Annotated in this window: 15 protein-coding genes; all 15 read left to right on the top strand. The window is 44.7% G+C overall.

The window, feature by feature from the left end; all coding sequences use genetic code 11:
* The 15 genes from EV211_RS07500 to EV211_RS07430 all read left to right on the top strand — a co-directional run bounded on the left by EV211_RS07500 (position 1) and on the right by EV211_RS07430 (position 16102).
* Positions 1-759: a threonine/serine exporter family protein gene (locus EV211_RS07500; RefSeq protein ID WP_133528811.1), complete on the top strand. Its 759-nt coding sequence runs from the start codon at positions 1-3 to the stop codon at positions 757-759.
* Positions 756-1211 carry a threonine/serine exporter family protein gene (locus tag EV211_RS07495; protein ID WP_133528810.1) on the top strand — a complete coding sequence of 152 codons (456 nt, stop codon included), beginning with the start codon at positions 756-758 and terminating at the stop codon, positions 1209-1211. The genes EV211_RS07500 and EV211_RS07495 overlap by 4 nt, the downstream gene beginning before the upstream one ends.
* Positions 1212-1293: 82 nt before the next feature.
* The gene (locus tag EV211_RS07490; protein ID WP_133528809.1) at positions 1294-2550 is read left to right on the top strand and encodes a serine hydroxymethyltransferase; all 1257 of its coding nucleotides are present in this window, start codon (positions 1294-1296) and stop codon (positions 2548-2550) included.
* A complete protein-coding gene (gene plsX / locus EV211_RS07485) occupies positions 2550-3563 on the top strand; it encodes a phosphate acyltransferase PlsX (protein ID WP_133528808.1) in 1014 nt (337 codons plus the stop codon). The genes EV211_RS07490 and plsX overlap by 1 nt, the downstream gene beginning before the upstream one ends.
* On the top strand, positions 3556-4245 hold the full coding sequence (gene rnc, locus EV211_RS07480; protein WP_243108567.1) for a ribonuclease III: 690 nt from the start codon (positions 3556-3558) through the stop codon (positions 4243-4245). Before plsX ends, rnc begins: the two co-directional genes overlap by 8 nt.
* Entirely contained in the window at positions 4245-7805 is a 3561-nt protein-coding gene (gene smc, locus EV211_RS07475; RefSeq protein WP_133528807.1) for a chromosome segregation protein SMC, read from the top strand. The genes rnc and smc overlap by 1 nt, the downstream gene beginning before the upstream one ends.
* Positions 7806-7817: 12 nt before the next feature.
* Positions 7818-8717: a signal recognition particle-docking protein FtsY gene (gene ftsY, locus EV211_RS07470; RefSeq protein ID WP_133528806.1), complete on the top strand. Its 900-nt coding sequence runs from the start codon at positions 7818-7820 to the stop codon at positions 8715-8717.
* Positions 8710-10035, top strand: coding sequence for a ribosome biogenesis GTPase Der (gene der, locus EV211_RS07465; RefSeq protein WP_133528805.1), 1326 nt, complete (start codon positions 8710-8712; stop codon positions 10033-10035). Before ftsY ends, der begins: the two co-directional genes overlap by 8 nt.
* A gap of 3 nt (positions 10036-10038) precedes the next feature.
* Positions 10039-10644, top strand: coding sequence for a glycerol-3-phosphate 1-O-acyltransferase PlsY (gene plsY, locus EV211_RS07460; RefSeq protein WP_133528804.1), 606 nt, complete (start codon positions 10039-10041; stop codon positions 10642-10644).
* Positions 10644-11645 (top strand): NAD(P)H-dependent glycerol-3-phosphate dehydrogenase, encoded by a 1002-nt coding sequence (locus EV211_RS10815; RefSeq protein WP_133528803.1) that lies wholly within the window; start codon positions 10644-10646, stop codon positions 11643-11645. The genes plsY and EV211_RS10815 overlap by 1 nt, the downstream gene beginning before the upstream one ends.
* A gap of 9 nt (positions 11646-11654) precedes the next feature.
* On the top strand, positions 11655-12980 hold the full coding sequence (miaB, locus tag EV211_RS10810; RefSeq protein WP_133528802.1) for a tRNA (N6-isopentenyl adenosine(37)-C2)-methylthiotransferase MiaB: 1326 nt from the start codon (positions 11655-11657) through the stop codon (positions 12978-12980).
* Entirely contained in the window at positions 12977-14335 is a 1359-nt protein-coding gene (locus EV211_RS07445; protein ID WP_133528801.1) for a MurT ligase domain-containing protein, read from the top strand. Before miaB ends, EV211_RS07445 begins: the two co-directional genes overlap by 4 nt.
* On the top strand, positions 14332-15090 hold the full coding sequence (locus tag EV211_RS07440; RefSeq protein WP_133528800.1) for a cobalamin biosynthesis protein CobQ: 759 nt from the start codon (positions 14332-14334) through the stop codon (positions 15088-15090). Before EV211_RS07445 ends, EV211_RS07440 begins: the two co-directional genes overlap by 4 nt.
* 23 nt (positions 15091-15113) lie before the next feature.
* Positions 15114-15386, top strand: a complete 273-nt coding sequence (locus EV211_RS07435; protein WP_133528799.1) for a hypothetical protein — start codon at positions 15114-15116, stop codon at positions 15384-15386.
* Positions 15386-16102: a site-2 protease family protein gene (locus EV211_RS07430; protein WP_133528798.1), complete on the top strand. Its 717-nt coding sequence runs from the start codon at positions 15386-15388 to the stop codon at positions 16100-16102. The genes EV211_RS07435 and EV211_RS07430 overlap by 1 nt, the downstream gene beginning before the upstream one ends.
* Positions 16103-16328 lie beyond the last annotated feature (226 nt).

The raw sequence follows: 16328 nt of genomic DNA, 5'->3' as shown, positions 1-16328 counted from the left end.
ATGGATTACGATAGAATATTACAGGGAATACTTGATATAGGCGAGGAAATGGTCGTATGCGGCGCCGAGGTCAATCGTGTAGAAGATAGTGTCTACAGGATGTGTGAGGCCTACGGAGCAGATAGGATCAATGTTTTCATAATCACATCCAACCTGCAGGTAACGTTGGAATCGCCCGATGGAAGGATAATAACACAGATCAGATGTATAGTCAGATATGACGTAAACTTCGACAGACTTGATTACCTCAACGATCTGTCCAGATATGTATGCCATAACAGGCCGGACACAGACGAACTCCAGGAAAGGCTTGAGGGTGTTATGAACCGCAAAAGGCAGCCTAAGGTGCTGAAGTTCATCGGAGCTGTTATGGTAGCCTCGGGGTTCACGGTTTTCTTTGGGGGAGGCGTGGCCGATGCAGTGTCGGCAGGGCTCATGGGCATTCTGATAGTTTTCATGGAGCGGGTAATGTCCTCCAGAGAGAAGAATCAGCTGGTGTATAACTTCGTGGTTTCTTTTATAGGAGGCCTTCTGGCTATATTCCTTGTTAGAATAGGTTTCGGAACTAACGCCGACAGGATCATGATGGGTGGTATCATGCTACTTATTCCTGGCATTGCCATGACCAACTCCGTGAGAGATATGCTCACAGGAGATATAGCTTCCGGCACACTTAGACTTGTAGACGCGCTCCTCGTAGCGGCTTCCATAGCCTGCGGCTTTGCTCTGGCTATAGTTTTGCTGGGAGGTGCCTTATGAACATCGTAATGATAATGCAGATCGTGGCGGCCTTCGTCGGCTCAGTAGGATTTGCCATAATACTTAAGATAAAAGGCAGACAGATATTTTTCGCCGGCATAGGCGGAGCCCTTACCTGGGCAGTATATCTGCTTGCATACGACCAGCTGACCAGTTACTTCTGGGGGAATCTTATTGCAGCACTTTTTGTTGCTGTATTTGCTGAAGTAATGGCCAGAGTAAATAAAGCGCCTGCAACCATATTCCTGACGGCAGCCGCAGTTCCGCTGATACCCGGAGCCAACCTTTACAACATGATGTATGGCATCGTAAAGCAGGATATGGCCATGGCTCAGCAAAACGGCGTCACGGCTCTGGTAATAGCCCTGGCTATATCTCTGGGCTTCGTATCCATTGCTGTCATCAATAAATACTTAAATAGATTGAAATATTTTGCAAAAGACCGATTATAACCGTGGATTATAACTTGTAAGAGTTCTTCCCGTTGTGATATAATTATCCCATATTGTTACTGAATAATAAGGAGTGAAGAAAATGTTTAACAAAGATGGTAAAGACGATAGCACTTATAATGTTGACAATTACGAATTTATCAAGAAGACATCCCCGACAGTGGGAGCTCTTATTGAGAAGGAGTATAACAGGCAGAAAAACAACGTTGAGCTGATCGCATCGGAGAATTATTGTTCCGAGGCAGTACTTGCAGCTTGCGGAAGTTGTTTGTCATGGAAGTATGCAGAGGGATATCCTTATGTAAGAACTTCAGGAAACAAAGGCAGATACTATGGCGGAACAGAGTTCGTAGATCAGCTTGAGGAATACTGCTGCGATAAGTGGAGAGAAGTATTCAAGACTGATTATCACGTAAACGTTCAGCCGCATAGTGGATCACAGGCTAACTTCGCAGGATATAAGGCACTTCTGGAGCCGGGCGACACGATTCTTTCACTGAGCCTGGACAACGGCGGACATCTTACTCATGGTTCATCAGTAAACTTCAGTGGTAAACTTTATGACGTCCATTTCTATGATGTTGACGAAAAAGGATACATCGATATGGATGATGTCAGGAAGAAAGCTCATGACCTTAAGCCTAAACTTATCATGACAGGAGCCAGTGCTTATTCAAGAATTATCGATTTCAAGACATTCTCGGAGATAGCTAAGGAAGTAGGAGCATATTTCATGGTAGATATGGCTCATATCGCCGGACTTGTTGCAGCAGGCGAGCATCCTACACCATTCGGATATGCAGACATAGTTACTACTACTACTCATAAGACACTGAGAGGACCTAGAGGCGGTCTGGTATTTGGTAAGCAGGAGTTTGCCAAGAAGATCGACAGCGCTGTATTCCCTTATTCACAGGGTGGCCCTCTGGAGCACATTATCGCCGGAAAGGCTGTATGCGCTGAGGAAGCACTTAAACCTGAATTCAAGACTTATGAGCATCAGGTAGTTGTAAACTGCGCAGCATTATGCGATGAGTTCCTGAAGATGGGATATAAAGTCGTTACAGGCGGAACAGACAATCATGTATTCCTCCTTGACCTTTCACAGTTCTCATTTAGCGGAAGAGATCTTCAGGAAGCTTGCGATGCAGTAGGTATCACTCTGAATAAGAACGCCGTTCCTAACGACAAGCGTTCACCTATGCAGACAAGCGGCGTAAGGATCGGAACAGCTCCTATGACTACAAGAGGATTCAAAGAGGAAGATTTCAGAGCAGTTGCAAGAAGAATCGATGAAGTAGTTAAGAAACTTGATAAGGAAAAGAAAGAAGAAAAATAATGAGGATCATTCTGGACGGAATGGGCGGAGATAATGCTCCTGACTCTATAGTCAGGGGCGCTATAGCTGCCGCTAAAGAAATAGAAGATGATATTGTCGTAGTAGGCAAGGAAGATCTGATAGCAGACTCGCTGAAGGCTAATGGTTATAAGGGTGACCAGATAACCGTAGTTAACGCTGATGAGGTGATAACCAATGAAGAGGCACCTGTTAAGGCTGTGAGGCGTAAGAAGGATTCATCTGTAGTAAAAGGCATCGCTATGGTCAGAGACGGCCAGGGAGATGTGTTTATTTCTGCTGGCAGTACCGGCGCTATGTTGGCCGGAGGCCTGTTCATCCTGGGCCGTATCGAGGGTATAGACAGACCTACCCTCGCTACGGTTTATCCTGTAATAAGCCACGAACCATCGATATTGACAGATACCGGAGCCAATGCTGAATGTAAGGCTAAGAACCTGCTGGAATTTGCTACCATGGGCAGTCTCTATATGGAGAAGGTCCTTGGACGGGAGAATCCGACAGTGGGGCTGGTAAATAATGGTACTGAAGAGGGGAAGGGAACGGCTCTGACTAAAGAGGCTTATGAGCTCCTTTCGGCCAGCGATCTGAACTTTATCGGGAATATAGAAACCAGAGAACTGCAGGATGCAGTATGTGATGTCATAGTTACAGATGGGTTCACAGGCAATGCTATAGTCAAGCTGACAGAAGGTATGGGCCTTATGGTACTGAGGGAACTGAAACGCAGATTTCTTACAAATGCGAAATCCAAACTTGGCGCAGTACTGTTGAAGGATCAGTTAAGAGATCTGAAGAAGGAGTTCAACTACGCTGAATACGGCGGAGCGCCTATATTGGGAGTCAAAGGAGCGTTGCTGAAGATGCACGGTTCTTCCGATGAGCTTGCTGTCAAGCAGACCATATTGAAATCGATACCTTATGTGAAAGAGGACGTAGTTGGAAAAATTGAAGAAGCTATTTCCAGAAACGAGGATAAGGACAGCAGTGAATAATCAGGAATTTGAAAAGAAAATAGATTACAGTTTTAATGATAAGGGGCTTTTAAACAAAGCCCTTACTCATAGTTCTTACTGTAGAGAGAATAATATGGAATCCAGTCAAAGCAACGAGAGGCTGGAGTTTCTGGGTGATGCTTTTTTGGATGCCATTACAGGCGCGGAGTTGTATGACAGGCTTTTCAGTGTAAATGAGGGCAAGTTAACGAAGACAAGAGCACTGGTGGTATGCGAAAAATCATTGGCTAAAGTAGGGACCAGACTTCAGATCGGCGATTATCTGAATATGGGTAATGGCGAGAAGAATAACGGCGGCAGGCAAAGAGAGTCAATTGTAGCAGATGCTATGGAAGCTGTTATCGGCGCTATTTTTCTTGATAGCGGCTATGAAAATACCAGGGAATTTGTTTTGGGGGAATTCCACGACATTATAGAAGACGCCCTGGCCGGCAGAATTTTCGCGGACTACAAGACTGAGATCCAGGAGATATTGCAGAGCAAGGGTACAGTACCTGTTATTAAATATGTTTTGGATAAAGAAGAAGGACCGGATCACGATAAGACTTTTTATGTGCATCTGGTATCTGATGATAGAAAACTGGGATCCGGCATAGGCAAAAGCAAGAAAGAAGCTGAACAGAACGCGGCTAAAGACACCTTAGAAGGGGGATATATTTAATGTACTTTAAGAGGTTGGAATTACACGGATTTAAGTCATTTGCCGAACCGGTAGTCATAGATTTCCATGAGGGGATAACCTGCGTGGTAGGACCGAATGGCAGCGGTAAAAGCAATATTAGTGACGCCATAAGATGGGTCCTTGGCGAACAGAGTCCCAAGGCTCTCAGAGGCGGGAAAATGGAAGAAGTCATTTTCAACGGCACAGAAAACAGAAGGCCACGTGGACTTGCGGAAGTTACTCTGGTAATAGATAATTCTGCAGGGATACTGGACATTGATTACAACGAGGTAGCTATAACACGCCGAATGTACAGATCCGGCGAGAGTGAATATATGATCAACAGTAACGCCTGCAGACTGAAGGATATCCGTGAACTTATCATGGATACCGGAATAGGAGTAGACGGTTATTCTATTATAGGCCAGGGAAAAATTGCTGATATCGTCAGTAATAAACCTGAGAGCCGAAGACAGATATTTGAAGAGGCCGCAGGCGTAGTAGCGTACAAAACCAGGAAGGCTGAGTCTGAGCGTAAACTGGAGAACACCAGAGGCAATCTGGAACGTATCGATGACATAGTCAACGAGATAGAAGGCCGTATTGACGGTTTGAAATCAGACAGCACCAAGGCTAAACGCTATCTTGAGTTAAAGGAAAAGTATAAGTCACTTGAAATAAATGTTACTCTGAGAAATATCGATAACGCCAATAAAAGAAATGAACAGTATAAAGGCGACATAGCTGATTTTGAAGGCAAGATCAATTTCATACGTAATAATAAGCGGAGTGTAGATACTGAGTCCAATGAAGTCAGCAAAAGGAGCGCTACTTTAGACAAGATGTCAAGTGACGCCCGTAATAAACTAATGGACATAGTTGATAAAATCAACAGCATTTCCCAGACAAGCGAGGTCAATCGAGAAAAACTTGCCAGTTTGGATAAAGATGAGAAAAGATTGAATTCGGAAATAACAGAATTGAATTCAAAAATCGAAGATTCAAATAAAGAAGTAGATCGATTAACTACTGAGAAAGAAGATCATACATCCAGGCTCCATGAAGCTGAGAATATCCTGGAAGAAAGGGTCTACGCTTATAATCATGTAACTTCTGAATCATCTAAGTTTGCAGCTGTAATAGACGAAGGAAATGATAAACTGTTTAAACTACACAGTAAGGCGTCTGCTTCTAAGAGCGAGGCTAAGAGCATAGAAAGCTATAAGACTACTATGGAAAAGCGTCGTATTCAACTGGAAAGAGATATGGAGCAGTTATCATCTGAGTTGTTGGATGCTAACAGTAATCTCAGAGAAGTGGAGAACGCAGGTAGGACAGCTGTAGATAACAAGGAGAGAATAGACAAGGAATCTCTGGAAATCCAGCGTAGACAGAGAAACCTGACAGAACAACAGGACAGACTCAGACCTTCAATAGAACAGCTTAGAATCAGCAGTAGCCAGATGATATCCCGAAAGAAGACCATCGAAGAAATGGAGAATAATTATGAGGGGTATAACTACGCTGTAAGATTTATTATGAAAAGTGGCATATCCGGGATCGAAGGCGTTGTAGGCGATCTTATGAAGGTGCCCGGAGGATTTGAATCAGCCATTGAGACAGCATTAGGCTCTTCTATGCAAAATGTAGTATGTGCCAATGATCAGAGTGCGCAGAAAGCTGTAAATTCACTTAAACATAATAGAGCAGGCAGATTGACATTCTTGCCGGTGGAATCTATAGACGCCAGAAAGATAACTCTTAACGACGCTGTTTCCAATGATGCAGGATTTAAGGGTATAGGTTCGGATATAATCAAATTCGATCCAAGGTATAGAAGAGTATTCGAATATCTTTTAGGCAGAGTTGCTGTTGTAGACACATTGGAGACGGCAATCAAATTGTCCAAAGTCGGTGGTAGAGGCGTGAGATTCGTCACTATGGATGGCGAGATAATCAACGCCAGCGGAGCAATTACAGGCGGCAAATACAGAAATAAGACAGCCAACCTTTTGGAACGTAAAAATGAGATCGCCAAGTTGGCAAACGATATTGAAGAAACTGACCGCAACCTTGAAGAACAGATGAGGGAACTACAGGGAGTAAAAGAAGCTTTCGTAACAGTTAATAAATCCCTGTCCATTATCGAAGAAGAAAAACGTGATAATGAAATTGAAATAGCCGGGCTTAACAATAAAAAGAATAATGTAGACAATTCAATTGCTGAGCTGGAGAGTAATATCAATAAAAACAAGCTGGAAATCGAGTCTATTGCCAGGGAACTGGAAGATACGGATTCCATGATAGCTAAGATGCTTAATGAAAGCAAAGACGCGGAGAATGACATAGCCAGAATAACACAGGATATGGAAGCGGCTATGTCTGACAATGAGAGCAGAAAGAAAGAAATAGAGAAGGCAAATGCGGAAGTCACTGAAAGCCGTATAGAAGCCGGAAAGTGGTCAAGTAAATTATCCGGTACGGAATCAGTACTGGCTCGAGTCAAAGCAGAATATGAAGATCTCAGAAAGCAGACTGAGGAAAAATCAAATGAATTGATTCAGTTAGGCAGGTCCCGGAATCAGCTTATGTATGGTTATACTGATGAAGGTGCTCAGTTAGAGCAGCTTCAACAGGAACGCAAATCCACAGAAGAATTCATATCAGGAATCGAGAAAGAGAAGAATGAACTCAATCAGCGGATGGAGGAAATCAAGCAGCAGCTTCAGGATGCTGAGGGGGACCTTAATACTTACCAGGATTCCAAATATCAGTTGGAAATCAAAATGGCCAGAAATGATACTCAGCTGGATACCATGAAGGATAAACTCTGGGAGGAATTCGAAGTATCCTATGCTCAGGCAGATGATTACAAACTGGATGATTTTGCTATGTCTTCGGCCGTTAAGGAGACTCGCGAGATAAGAAATGAAATGAAAAAACTTGGTGACGTAAATGTCGGCGCTATCAGTGAATACGAGTCTGTCAGCCAGCGTTACAACTTCCTGACGGAACAGAGAAGCGATGTAGTAGCTGCAATGAGAGAACTGGAATCCATCATAAGCAATATGAATACTACAATCACTCGTACATTTAAAGATAATTTCAATCTTATAGAATCCAATTTTGAAAGAGTATTTACGGAACTCTTCGGTGGTGGACATGCCGAATTGAGATTGGAAAATGAGAACGATCCCCTTGAGTCGGGAATAGATATAATCGCTCAACCTCCAGGAAAGAGATTGCAGAATATCAATCTTATGTCCGGCGGAGAGAAGACCATGACTGCCATAGCGCTCATGTTCGCTGTCCTGGATGCCAAGCCTACGCCATTTTGCATACTTGACGAGGTAGAGGCTGCTCTCGATGATGATAACATTGAGAAATTTGCTGCGTATCTCAAACATTTCAATAAGACTCAGTTTGCGCTGATCACTCATCAGAAGGCAACTATGGAACATGCAGACGTGCTCTATGGTGTTACTATGCCTGAGCAGGGAGTTTCCAAAGTCCTGAGTCTGAGATTAGGTGACTACGATCCGGACGATTACACAAGTTAACGGAGGTTTAATATGTCTTTAACAAAAGAAAGAAAAGGCTTTTTCGGTCGTTTATCCGAGCGTATCGGCGATGCATTGTTTATGCGTCAGAAGATCGACGAGGATATGATGGATGAAATCGAGGAGATCCTCATTACATCTGATATCGGTATGGATACGACAGAGAAAATAATGAATGAACTTCGCGAGTATATTAAAGACAATATGATAACTCTGCCGAAGAACATTAAAAAGGGCCTGACTGATATTATAATAAGGCTCATAGATAAGGGAGACCGTAATAAGCTTTCGGATAAGACTCCGCTTGTTATAATGATGATAGGCATCAATGGCGGTGGCAAGACGACTACCATTGCCAAACTGGGTCATAAACTGAAGGAAGAAGGCAAGACGGTAATGTTTGCCGCTGCCGATACCTTCAGAGCTGCCGCAGGCGAACAGCTTGCCATATGGGGCGACAGGATCGGAGTGAATACGGTAATGCATCAGGAAGGCGCCGATCCGAGCGCTGTGATTTTCGATGCTATACAGTCGGCCAAGGCAAAAGGAATAGATGTTTTGATCTGTGATACGGCCGGCAGGCTGCAGACGAAGAAGAACCTTATGACCGAGCTTGAAAAAATGAACAAAGTAGTATCTCGTGAATATCCGGAGGCCGACAGGGAGACCCTGCTGGTGCTTGACGCAACCAACGGCAAGAACGCCATATCTCAGGCCAAGGAATTCAATGAAGTTGCTGAATTGACAGGAGTAGTAATAACCAAGTTGGACGGAACTGCCAAAGGCGGAATAGCAATAACCATTGCCGATGAGTTCGACATGCCGATCAAATACCTTGGAGTAGGCGAGGGCATGGAAGATCTGGAAGAGTTCAACGCGGAAGAATTTGCCGGAGGTATATTCAATGAGTAAACCGATAGTAGCAGTGGTCGGAAGACCTAACGTAGGTAAGTCGACGTTTTTCAATAGAATAGTTGGCCGGAGAGTTTCCATAGTAGAGGATACGCCGGGAGTAACCAGAGACAGGATATATGCCGAAGCCGAATGGAACGGCGTGACTTTTGGTCTGGTCGATACAGGTGGTATCGAAATGAGCAATCAGGATGTCATTTTGTCTCAGATGCGCGAGCAGGCTCAGATAGCTATGGATATGGCCAATGTAATAGTATTCATGGTAGATGGCAAGGAAGGCATGACTGCAGCCGATGAAGAAGTTGCGGCGATGCTCAGAAGGACAGGAAAGAAAGTCATCCTTCTGGTAAATAAGGTGGACAATCCTTTGAATCCGCCGGATACCATCTATGACTTTTATGAACTTGGAATAGGAGAACCTATTCCGATTTCCTCTGCAAACAAACTGAACTTTGGCGACGTTCTGGACATCATAGTAGAGAGCTTCCCGCAGGGAGCCGGTCTGGAAGATGATGACAGCATCAAGCTGGCTGTCATAGGAAAGCCAAATGTCGGTAAATCCTCATTAGTCAACGCTTTGATCAATGAAAACAGAGTAATAGTATCGCCGATTGCGGGAACAACCAGAGATTCTATAGATACGCCATTCAGGTGGGATGGCGATGATTATACTCTGATAGATACTGCCGGCATCAGACGTAAAAGCAAGGTAAACGAAGATATTGAGAAATACAGCGTCATTCGTGCCGTGGCGGCGATTGAGCGAAGCGATGTATGCATAGTGATGATCGATGCTAACGATGGCGTCACCGAGCAGGACAAAAAGATAGCGGGCCTGGCTCATGAAGCCGGTAAGGGCATAATAGTCGTAGTGAATAAGTGGGATCTTATAGAGAAAGAAACCAACACTATGAAAAAATTCAAGGAAAAAGTAGCTTCGGAACTTGTTTTCATGTCCTATGCTCCGATACTGTTTATTTCAGTAAAGGACAGGCTCAGACTTGACGAAGTCATGAGAACAGCCAAGGCAGTATCAGAAATAAGATCTACCCGTATACCTACGGGACAGTTGAACAGTTTGATAATAGATGCTATGATGATGAAACAACCTCCCGCAGACAAAGGTAAGAGACTGAAGATCTACTATGTTTCACAGGTAGGCGTCAAGCCTCCACTGTTCTCATTCCAGATCAATAAACGCGATTTATTGCATTTCTCATATTCGAGATATCTGGAAAATAAGATCAGGGATGCCTTTGGCTTTGAAGGCACATCTATAAAGTTCGTATTCAGAGAAAAGAGAGAGAAGGATCAATAATACATGGTAAATACCTGGTTTGTTTTAGTAATAGTTATTTCATATTGCCTTGGTAATATATCGCCATCTACGTTACAGGCTCGTGAGAAGGGTATAGACATCAAGAAAGCCGGCAGTGGAAACGCCGGAACTACCAACACACTCAGAGTACTGGGGCCTAAGGCCGCTCTGGTGACTATGGTAGTAGATATTGCCAAAGGAGCCCTGGCCGTCAGCCTGGCCTGTATTTTTGCGCCGGATGCAGCTATGTACTGCGCCCTGGCTGTATTTATAGGTCACATATGGCCGGTATTCCTGAAATTTAAAGGCGGAAAGGGAGTTGCTACTGCTTTTGGTGCAGTAGTTACTTTAGACTGGAGACTGGGATTGCTATCGCTGGTAATAGTAGTGCTTGCAGTTTTGATCACCAGGAAAGTTTCCCTTGGATCCATAATAATAGGTTTGGCTTTTCCGGTGGAATGTTACTTTATGAAGCCGGATTTCATTTATGTAGGTACTATAATGGCGCTTCTGGTGCTGTTTAAACATAGAAGTAATTTCGTAAGACTCATACATGGAGAAGAAGATAGCATAAGTTTTAGTCGTTTCAAAAAGAAAGGTGGAGAATAATGAAGAAAATAGGAGTAATAGGAGCAGGAAGCTGGGGAACAGCTCTTGCTATTACCTTAAGTAATAAAGGTCATCAGGTGAAGATATGCGATGTAGATCAGGCGCACATTGCTCAGATGAAGGAACACAGAGAAAATGTAAAGTATCTGCCGGGTATCAAGTTCAATGATAACCTTACAGTAGTGGACTCTACAGAAGAAGCCCTGAAGGGAGCAGACATAGCTCTGTTTTCCGCGCCGGCACAGCATTTCAGAAGCGCATTCGAAAGCGCCATCCCATTCCTGGATGATGATATGGTAGTGGTGAATGTTGCCAAGGGCATAGAGCAGCATACGCTTATGAGGATGTCAGAGATAGCATATATTCTGAGACCTGATGTAAAATACGTAGTATTGTCGGGACCGTCCCATGCGGAAGAAGTAGGTAGATTCCTGCCTACGACAGTTGCAGTTGCATCACGCGACATCAAGCTGGCTGAGTATATACAGGAAGTATTCATGACAGAGAGGTTCAGAGTTTACACCAATGAAGATGTCTGCGGTGTAGAACTGGGCGGCGCTCTGAAGAATATCATAGCACTTGGAGCCGGAATATCAGATGGTATCGGATTCGGAGACAACGCCAAGGCAGCCCTCATGACCCGCGGAATCACAGAGATGAGCAGGCTGGGAGTCAAACTGGGAGCTAACATAGAAACTTTTTCCGGACTTGCCGGAGTTGGCGATCTGATCGTTACATGCACAAGTATGCATTCAAGGAACCGCCGTTGCGGTATAATGATAGGCGAGGGCATGAAACCTTCTGAGGCCACCAAGAAAGTAGGCATGGTCGTTGAGGGCATGTTTACAACTGAAGCGGCCTATGAACTGGCTAAGCAGGTAGGCGTGGAGATGCCTATCACAGAGGCCATCTATGATTGTATCAATGATCGTATAGACGCCAGAGAAGCCGTAGAACTGCTCATGGGCAGAGATAAAAAGAACGAAATGCACATAATTTAAGGATCATAAATGAATAAGACTTTTCACATTACAACTTTTGGTTGCCAGATGAATGAACACGATTCGGAAATACTGGCAGGCATGCTGACGAATATGGGATATGAAGAAGTGGCGGAGCGAAAAGACGCAACAGTGGCTATTATCAACACATGCAGCGTTCGCGACAACGCCGATAAAAGATTCTTCGGAACCCTCGGTCAGCTTAAACGCAGGAAGGAAGACCAGCCGGACTTCATAGTCTGCGTCTGCGGCTGCATGATGCAGCAGCAACCTATAATAGATACTTTGAAGACCAAATACCCCTGGGTAGACATAATCTTCGGCACTCACAATATCCACAGATTTCCGGAACTCCTGAATAATGTTCTGCAGGAGAAAGATAAGGAAATGGAGATATGGGCAGACGGCGGCGAGATCGTAGAAGGCCTGCCGGCCAAACGGCTTTTCAAGAGCAAAGCCCTGGTGAACATAATGTTCGGCTGCAATAACTTTTGTACATACTGCATCGTGCCATACACCCGCGGCCGTGAACGCAGCCGCAGACCGGAGGATATAGTCAGGGAGATACAGGCTCTTGCGGTGGACGGTGTCAGGGAGGTAATGCTCCTGGGACAAAACGTAAACTCCTATAAAGGCGTAAACGCAGGCGGGGACAAAGTGGACTTTGCGGGGCTCGTGTGGTTGATCGCAGAGATCGACGGTATTGACAGGATAAGATTCATGACATCCCATCCAAAGGATATGTCGGATGATCTGATAGACGCTTTTGCCAGGTGCTACAAGCTCTGCAAGAATGTCCATCTACCGGTACAATCGGGCAGTTCCAATATTTTGAAGCGCATGAACCGGCATTACGACAGAGACAGTTACCTTTTGCTGGTGGATAAACTTCGGAAGGCAGTTCCCGACATAACGATTTCAACGGATATAATCGTTGGATTCCCGGGAGAGACTGAGGAAGAATTTCAGGAGACACTGGATCTGGTGGCTCAGGTCAGATATGATTCGGCGTTCACTTTCTTATATTCAGTGCGTCAGGGAACGCCGGCGGCCGATTATGAGGATCAGATACCGGAGGATGTTAAGCATGAGAGGTTCAACAGGCTGGTTGAACTGGTGAATTCTATCAGCGCAGAGAAAAACGCCGTGTATGACGGCAGGATCGAGAGGGTCCTGGTAGAAGGCAGGAGCAAAAGAAACAGCAATGCCTTCAGCGGTCGTACAGACGGATTCAAGCTGGTTAATTTTAAGGGAGAGGAAAACATGGTCGGCAATTTCGTCGACGTAGAGATAACAGAAGGAAAGACCTTCAGTCTGGAGGGAAGAATCAGATGAAATTTCATTTAGCACTGTGGTTCGGAAAGTTCATTAACTTTCTCATAAGCATGGTGGACAAGTCCAGAGGCACCAATCTGGCCGGAGAAAAGGCCATGAAGATAGATCCGCTGATGGTGTCCCATTTCAAGGGAATAGATCCGGAGAAGGTGCTGTTCATAACGGGCACTAACGGAAAGTCTACGACTAACAATCTTATCAACCACATATTCAAGGCTAACGGTAAGAAGGTAGTATCTAATCTGGAAGGGGCCAACCTGATTTACGGAGTGTGCACCGCGCTGATCAAGGCTTCCTCACTGGGCGGCACCGTCAAGGCTGATTATTATATCTTCGAGACAGATGAGAGATATGTACCTGTCATAAGAGAACAGCTGCCGGCGGCGAATCTTCTCATTACAAATCTGCAGAAGGATCAGGTCCAGCGTAACGGAGACCCTGATTATATCTATAGAAAACTCAAGGACGCCGTATCCGGCGGAGATCTGAGACTGTTTCTGAATAACGACGAGCCTCGCACCAAGTCCTTTGATGACGATGGAAAGACAGTAGTAACTTACGGAGCAGAGAAACATGCTGAAGCCTTTAATAAAGACGCCAGCTATGTTACCATGGCCTGCCCTAAATGCCATCATAAGATAGCCTTTGACTATTATAATACCGACGGCATAGGAAGGTTCCACTGCGTCAACTGCGGTCATTCCAGCAATGCCGAGGCTGACTACAGCGTGACCGATGCGGACTTTACAAACAGGAAATTCAAGATAGGCGGCGTAGACTTCGATATGCCTTACGACACGCCATACATGATATACAACTATTCGGCGGCGGCGGCCGTGGCTAAGGAACTGGCAGGTATAAGTCTGGAAGATTCAGCGAAGGCCTTCGGAAACTTCAAGAACGTCGGAGGGAGATTCGAGATACTCAAGTATAAGAATAAGACCATCAAGTACATGCGTATCAAACAGGAGAATCCGGAGACATTGCAGACAAGTATCAACGTAATGGCCAACGATCCCAACAGAAAAATGGTCTGCCTGGGTCTTTGCCCGCTGGTAGATCTGATACCTCATTACGCCGTATCGTTCTATGCATACGACTGCGACTTTTCCAAACTGGTCAGGTCCGACGTGGAGAAGTACTTCTGTTTCTCAGACCATGTGTGCTACGATACTGTCAACAGATTCATATACGAGGGCGTGGATCCGTCCATGATATCTGTTGCCGATACAGAGGATGTTAACGTAATATTCAAGGAAATAGAGGAGGCGGAGACAGATAATATCTACCTGATAACCTGGCTCCACACCTACGAACATATGGAAAAATATATCAAAGAGGAGGGTAACAAATGAGTGAATTAAAGATCGCGTGGCTGTTTCCCGACACTTTGTTCCTTCACGGCGAACGTGGAAATCTGCTGGCACTGAAACGCTACGGCGAAATGGCCGGCATGACCGTATCAGTCAATAAGATAGACTTTGCTACTGAGGGATTCGATCCGGGAAACTACGACATAATTTTCTGCGCTCCCGGGGAGATATCATCATTCCCGGCAGTGTATGACTGGCTTTTGCCGTACAAAGATAAGCTTGATGAGTTTATCAAGGCCGGCAAACCGCTCATCGTAACGGGTACGTCCGTTGGGCTTTTCGGCAGTGAGATCGTCAGAACAGACGGCAGCAAAATAAAAGGCCTGGGCCTTGTTTCACTGTATGCCACGGAAAATAATGATGTATACGGGGATGACAACTGGTTCGAATGCGTGTATAATGGACAACAATTCCAGATGATAGGTAACCAGATACAGATGAACGATCTGGTGCTGACAGGCGCTGAGCCTTTCGGAAAACTGGAATATGGATATGGTAATTGCGGTAAAAACAGGGAAGAAGGGGCTATAGTCAACAACTCCATTTTCACTAATACTCTGGGCCCTATGCTAATATGCGATCCATGGCTGACTGTGGAAATCATCAAGGTGGCAGCTTCCAACAAGGGAGAAGAGTTCAAGGGAATCGATTACGATATGGAGCTTGAAAAGAAGTCCTTCGAGACCAAGAAGAGGCTTATAACTACTAAAGAGAGCAGACTGGTAAACTGCAAATAACTATTTTACATGGAGGTATTGTAATGGCTTTATTTGACAAAATCACAGACGCAGCCAAGATGGCAGGGGACAGAGCAGGCGACGCGATCGAACTGACTAAACTCAAGGGAAAAGTAAGCGCTGAGAGAAAGGAAATCGATATAGAATTTGCTAAGATCGGCAAGATCTATTATGAAAAGGCTAAGGCCGGCGAAGAACTGGAGCAGGATGCAATGGATATCTGCGAAAGAGTTGACGCTCATAATAAGACTATCGATGAACTGCAGGAATCTATAGAAGGATTGACAAGAGAATAATGAATAAACAGAGTTTAGCTCCGATGGCAATAGTAATTGCGGCTATGGTAGTGTTGAATCTTCTCAATGGCCAGTTTTCAGATTTTGGCAGCTGGTTCATATCGGAACTGTTGATGTTACCGGGCATAGTTATAGGACTGTCATTTCACGAGTTCGCTCATGGAGCAGTGTCTTACGCCTGCGGAGATCCTACTCCTAAACTACAGGGCAGGCTGACTATCAATCCGGTGAAGCATATGGATATTATCGGTTTCGTGTGTCTGCTGTTTGCGGGTTTCGGCTGGGGTATCCCTGTGCAGATCGATCCGAGATACTACAAGCACAAAAGGCTTGACCAGATGCTGGTAGCCTTTGCAGGCGTGGCTATGAACTTCCTTATAGCAATACTATTTTCGTTTATATTGCATATAATAGTGCATACTAACAGCGCCTTCTTCGTTTCGACGGCAGGGTCGGTAATAATCCAGATGCTGCAGTATGTAGTCATGATAAATGTCGTGCTGATGATATTTAATCTGATACCGGTACCGCCGTTAGACGGCTTCGGAATCATCACTCAGATATTCAATCTGGAGAAATACAGCTGGTATTGGAAGGTCTATGACAAAGGGTATCTTATACTTCTTGTCCTGGTACTTTTCAACATAACCAGTTACATTTTGAACCCGGGTATCAGTTTCATTGAAAACTGGCTGGTAACGACGATTATCTACTAAATTTAACAAAAATAACTAATAATTAAAAGGGGCTGTCGCATTAGACTAATTCTGATGCGATATGCCTCTTTTTACGTTAAACGGCTTGGTCCCTAGGTTTCATGAAGGTGTATGAAATTCGTGTCACACTAATTTCAGTAACGCAAAACAGAGACGCATGGTGATATGCCTCCGTTATTCGGCTATTTTTTGTTTCAAAATCATGCGGCTTTTACAGGGTCAGTCT

Source organism: Aminicella lysinilytica, from assembly GCF_004362975.1.
Lineage (GTDB): Bacteria > Bacillota > Clostridia > Peptostreptococcales > Anaerovoracaceae > Aminicella > Aminicella lysinilytica.
This window is presented reverse-complemented; position numbering and strand designations above follow the sequence as displayed.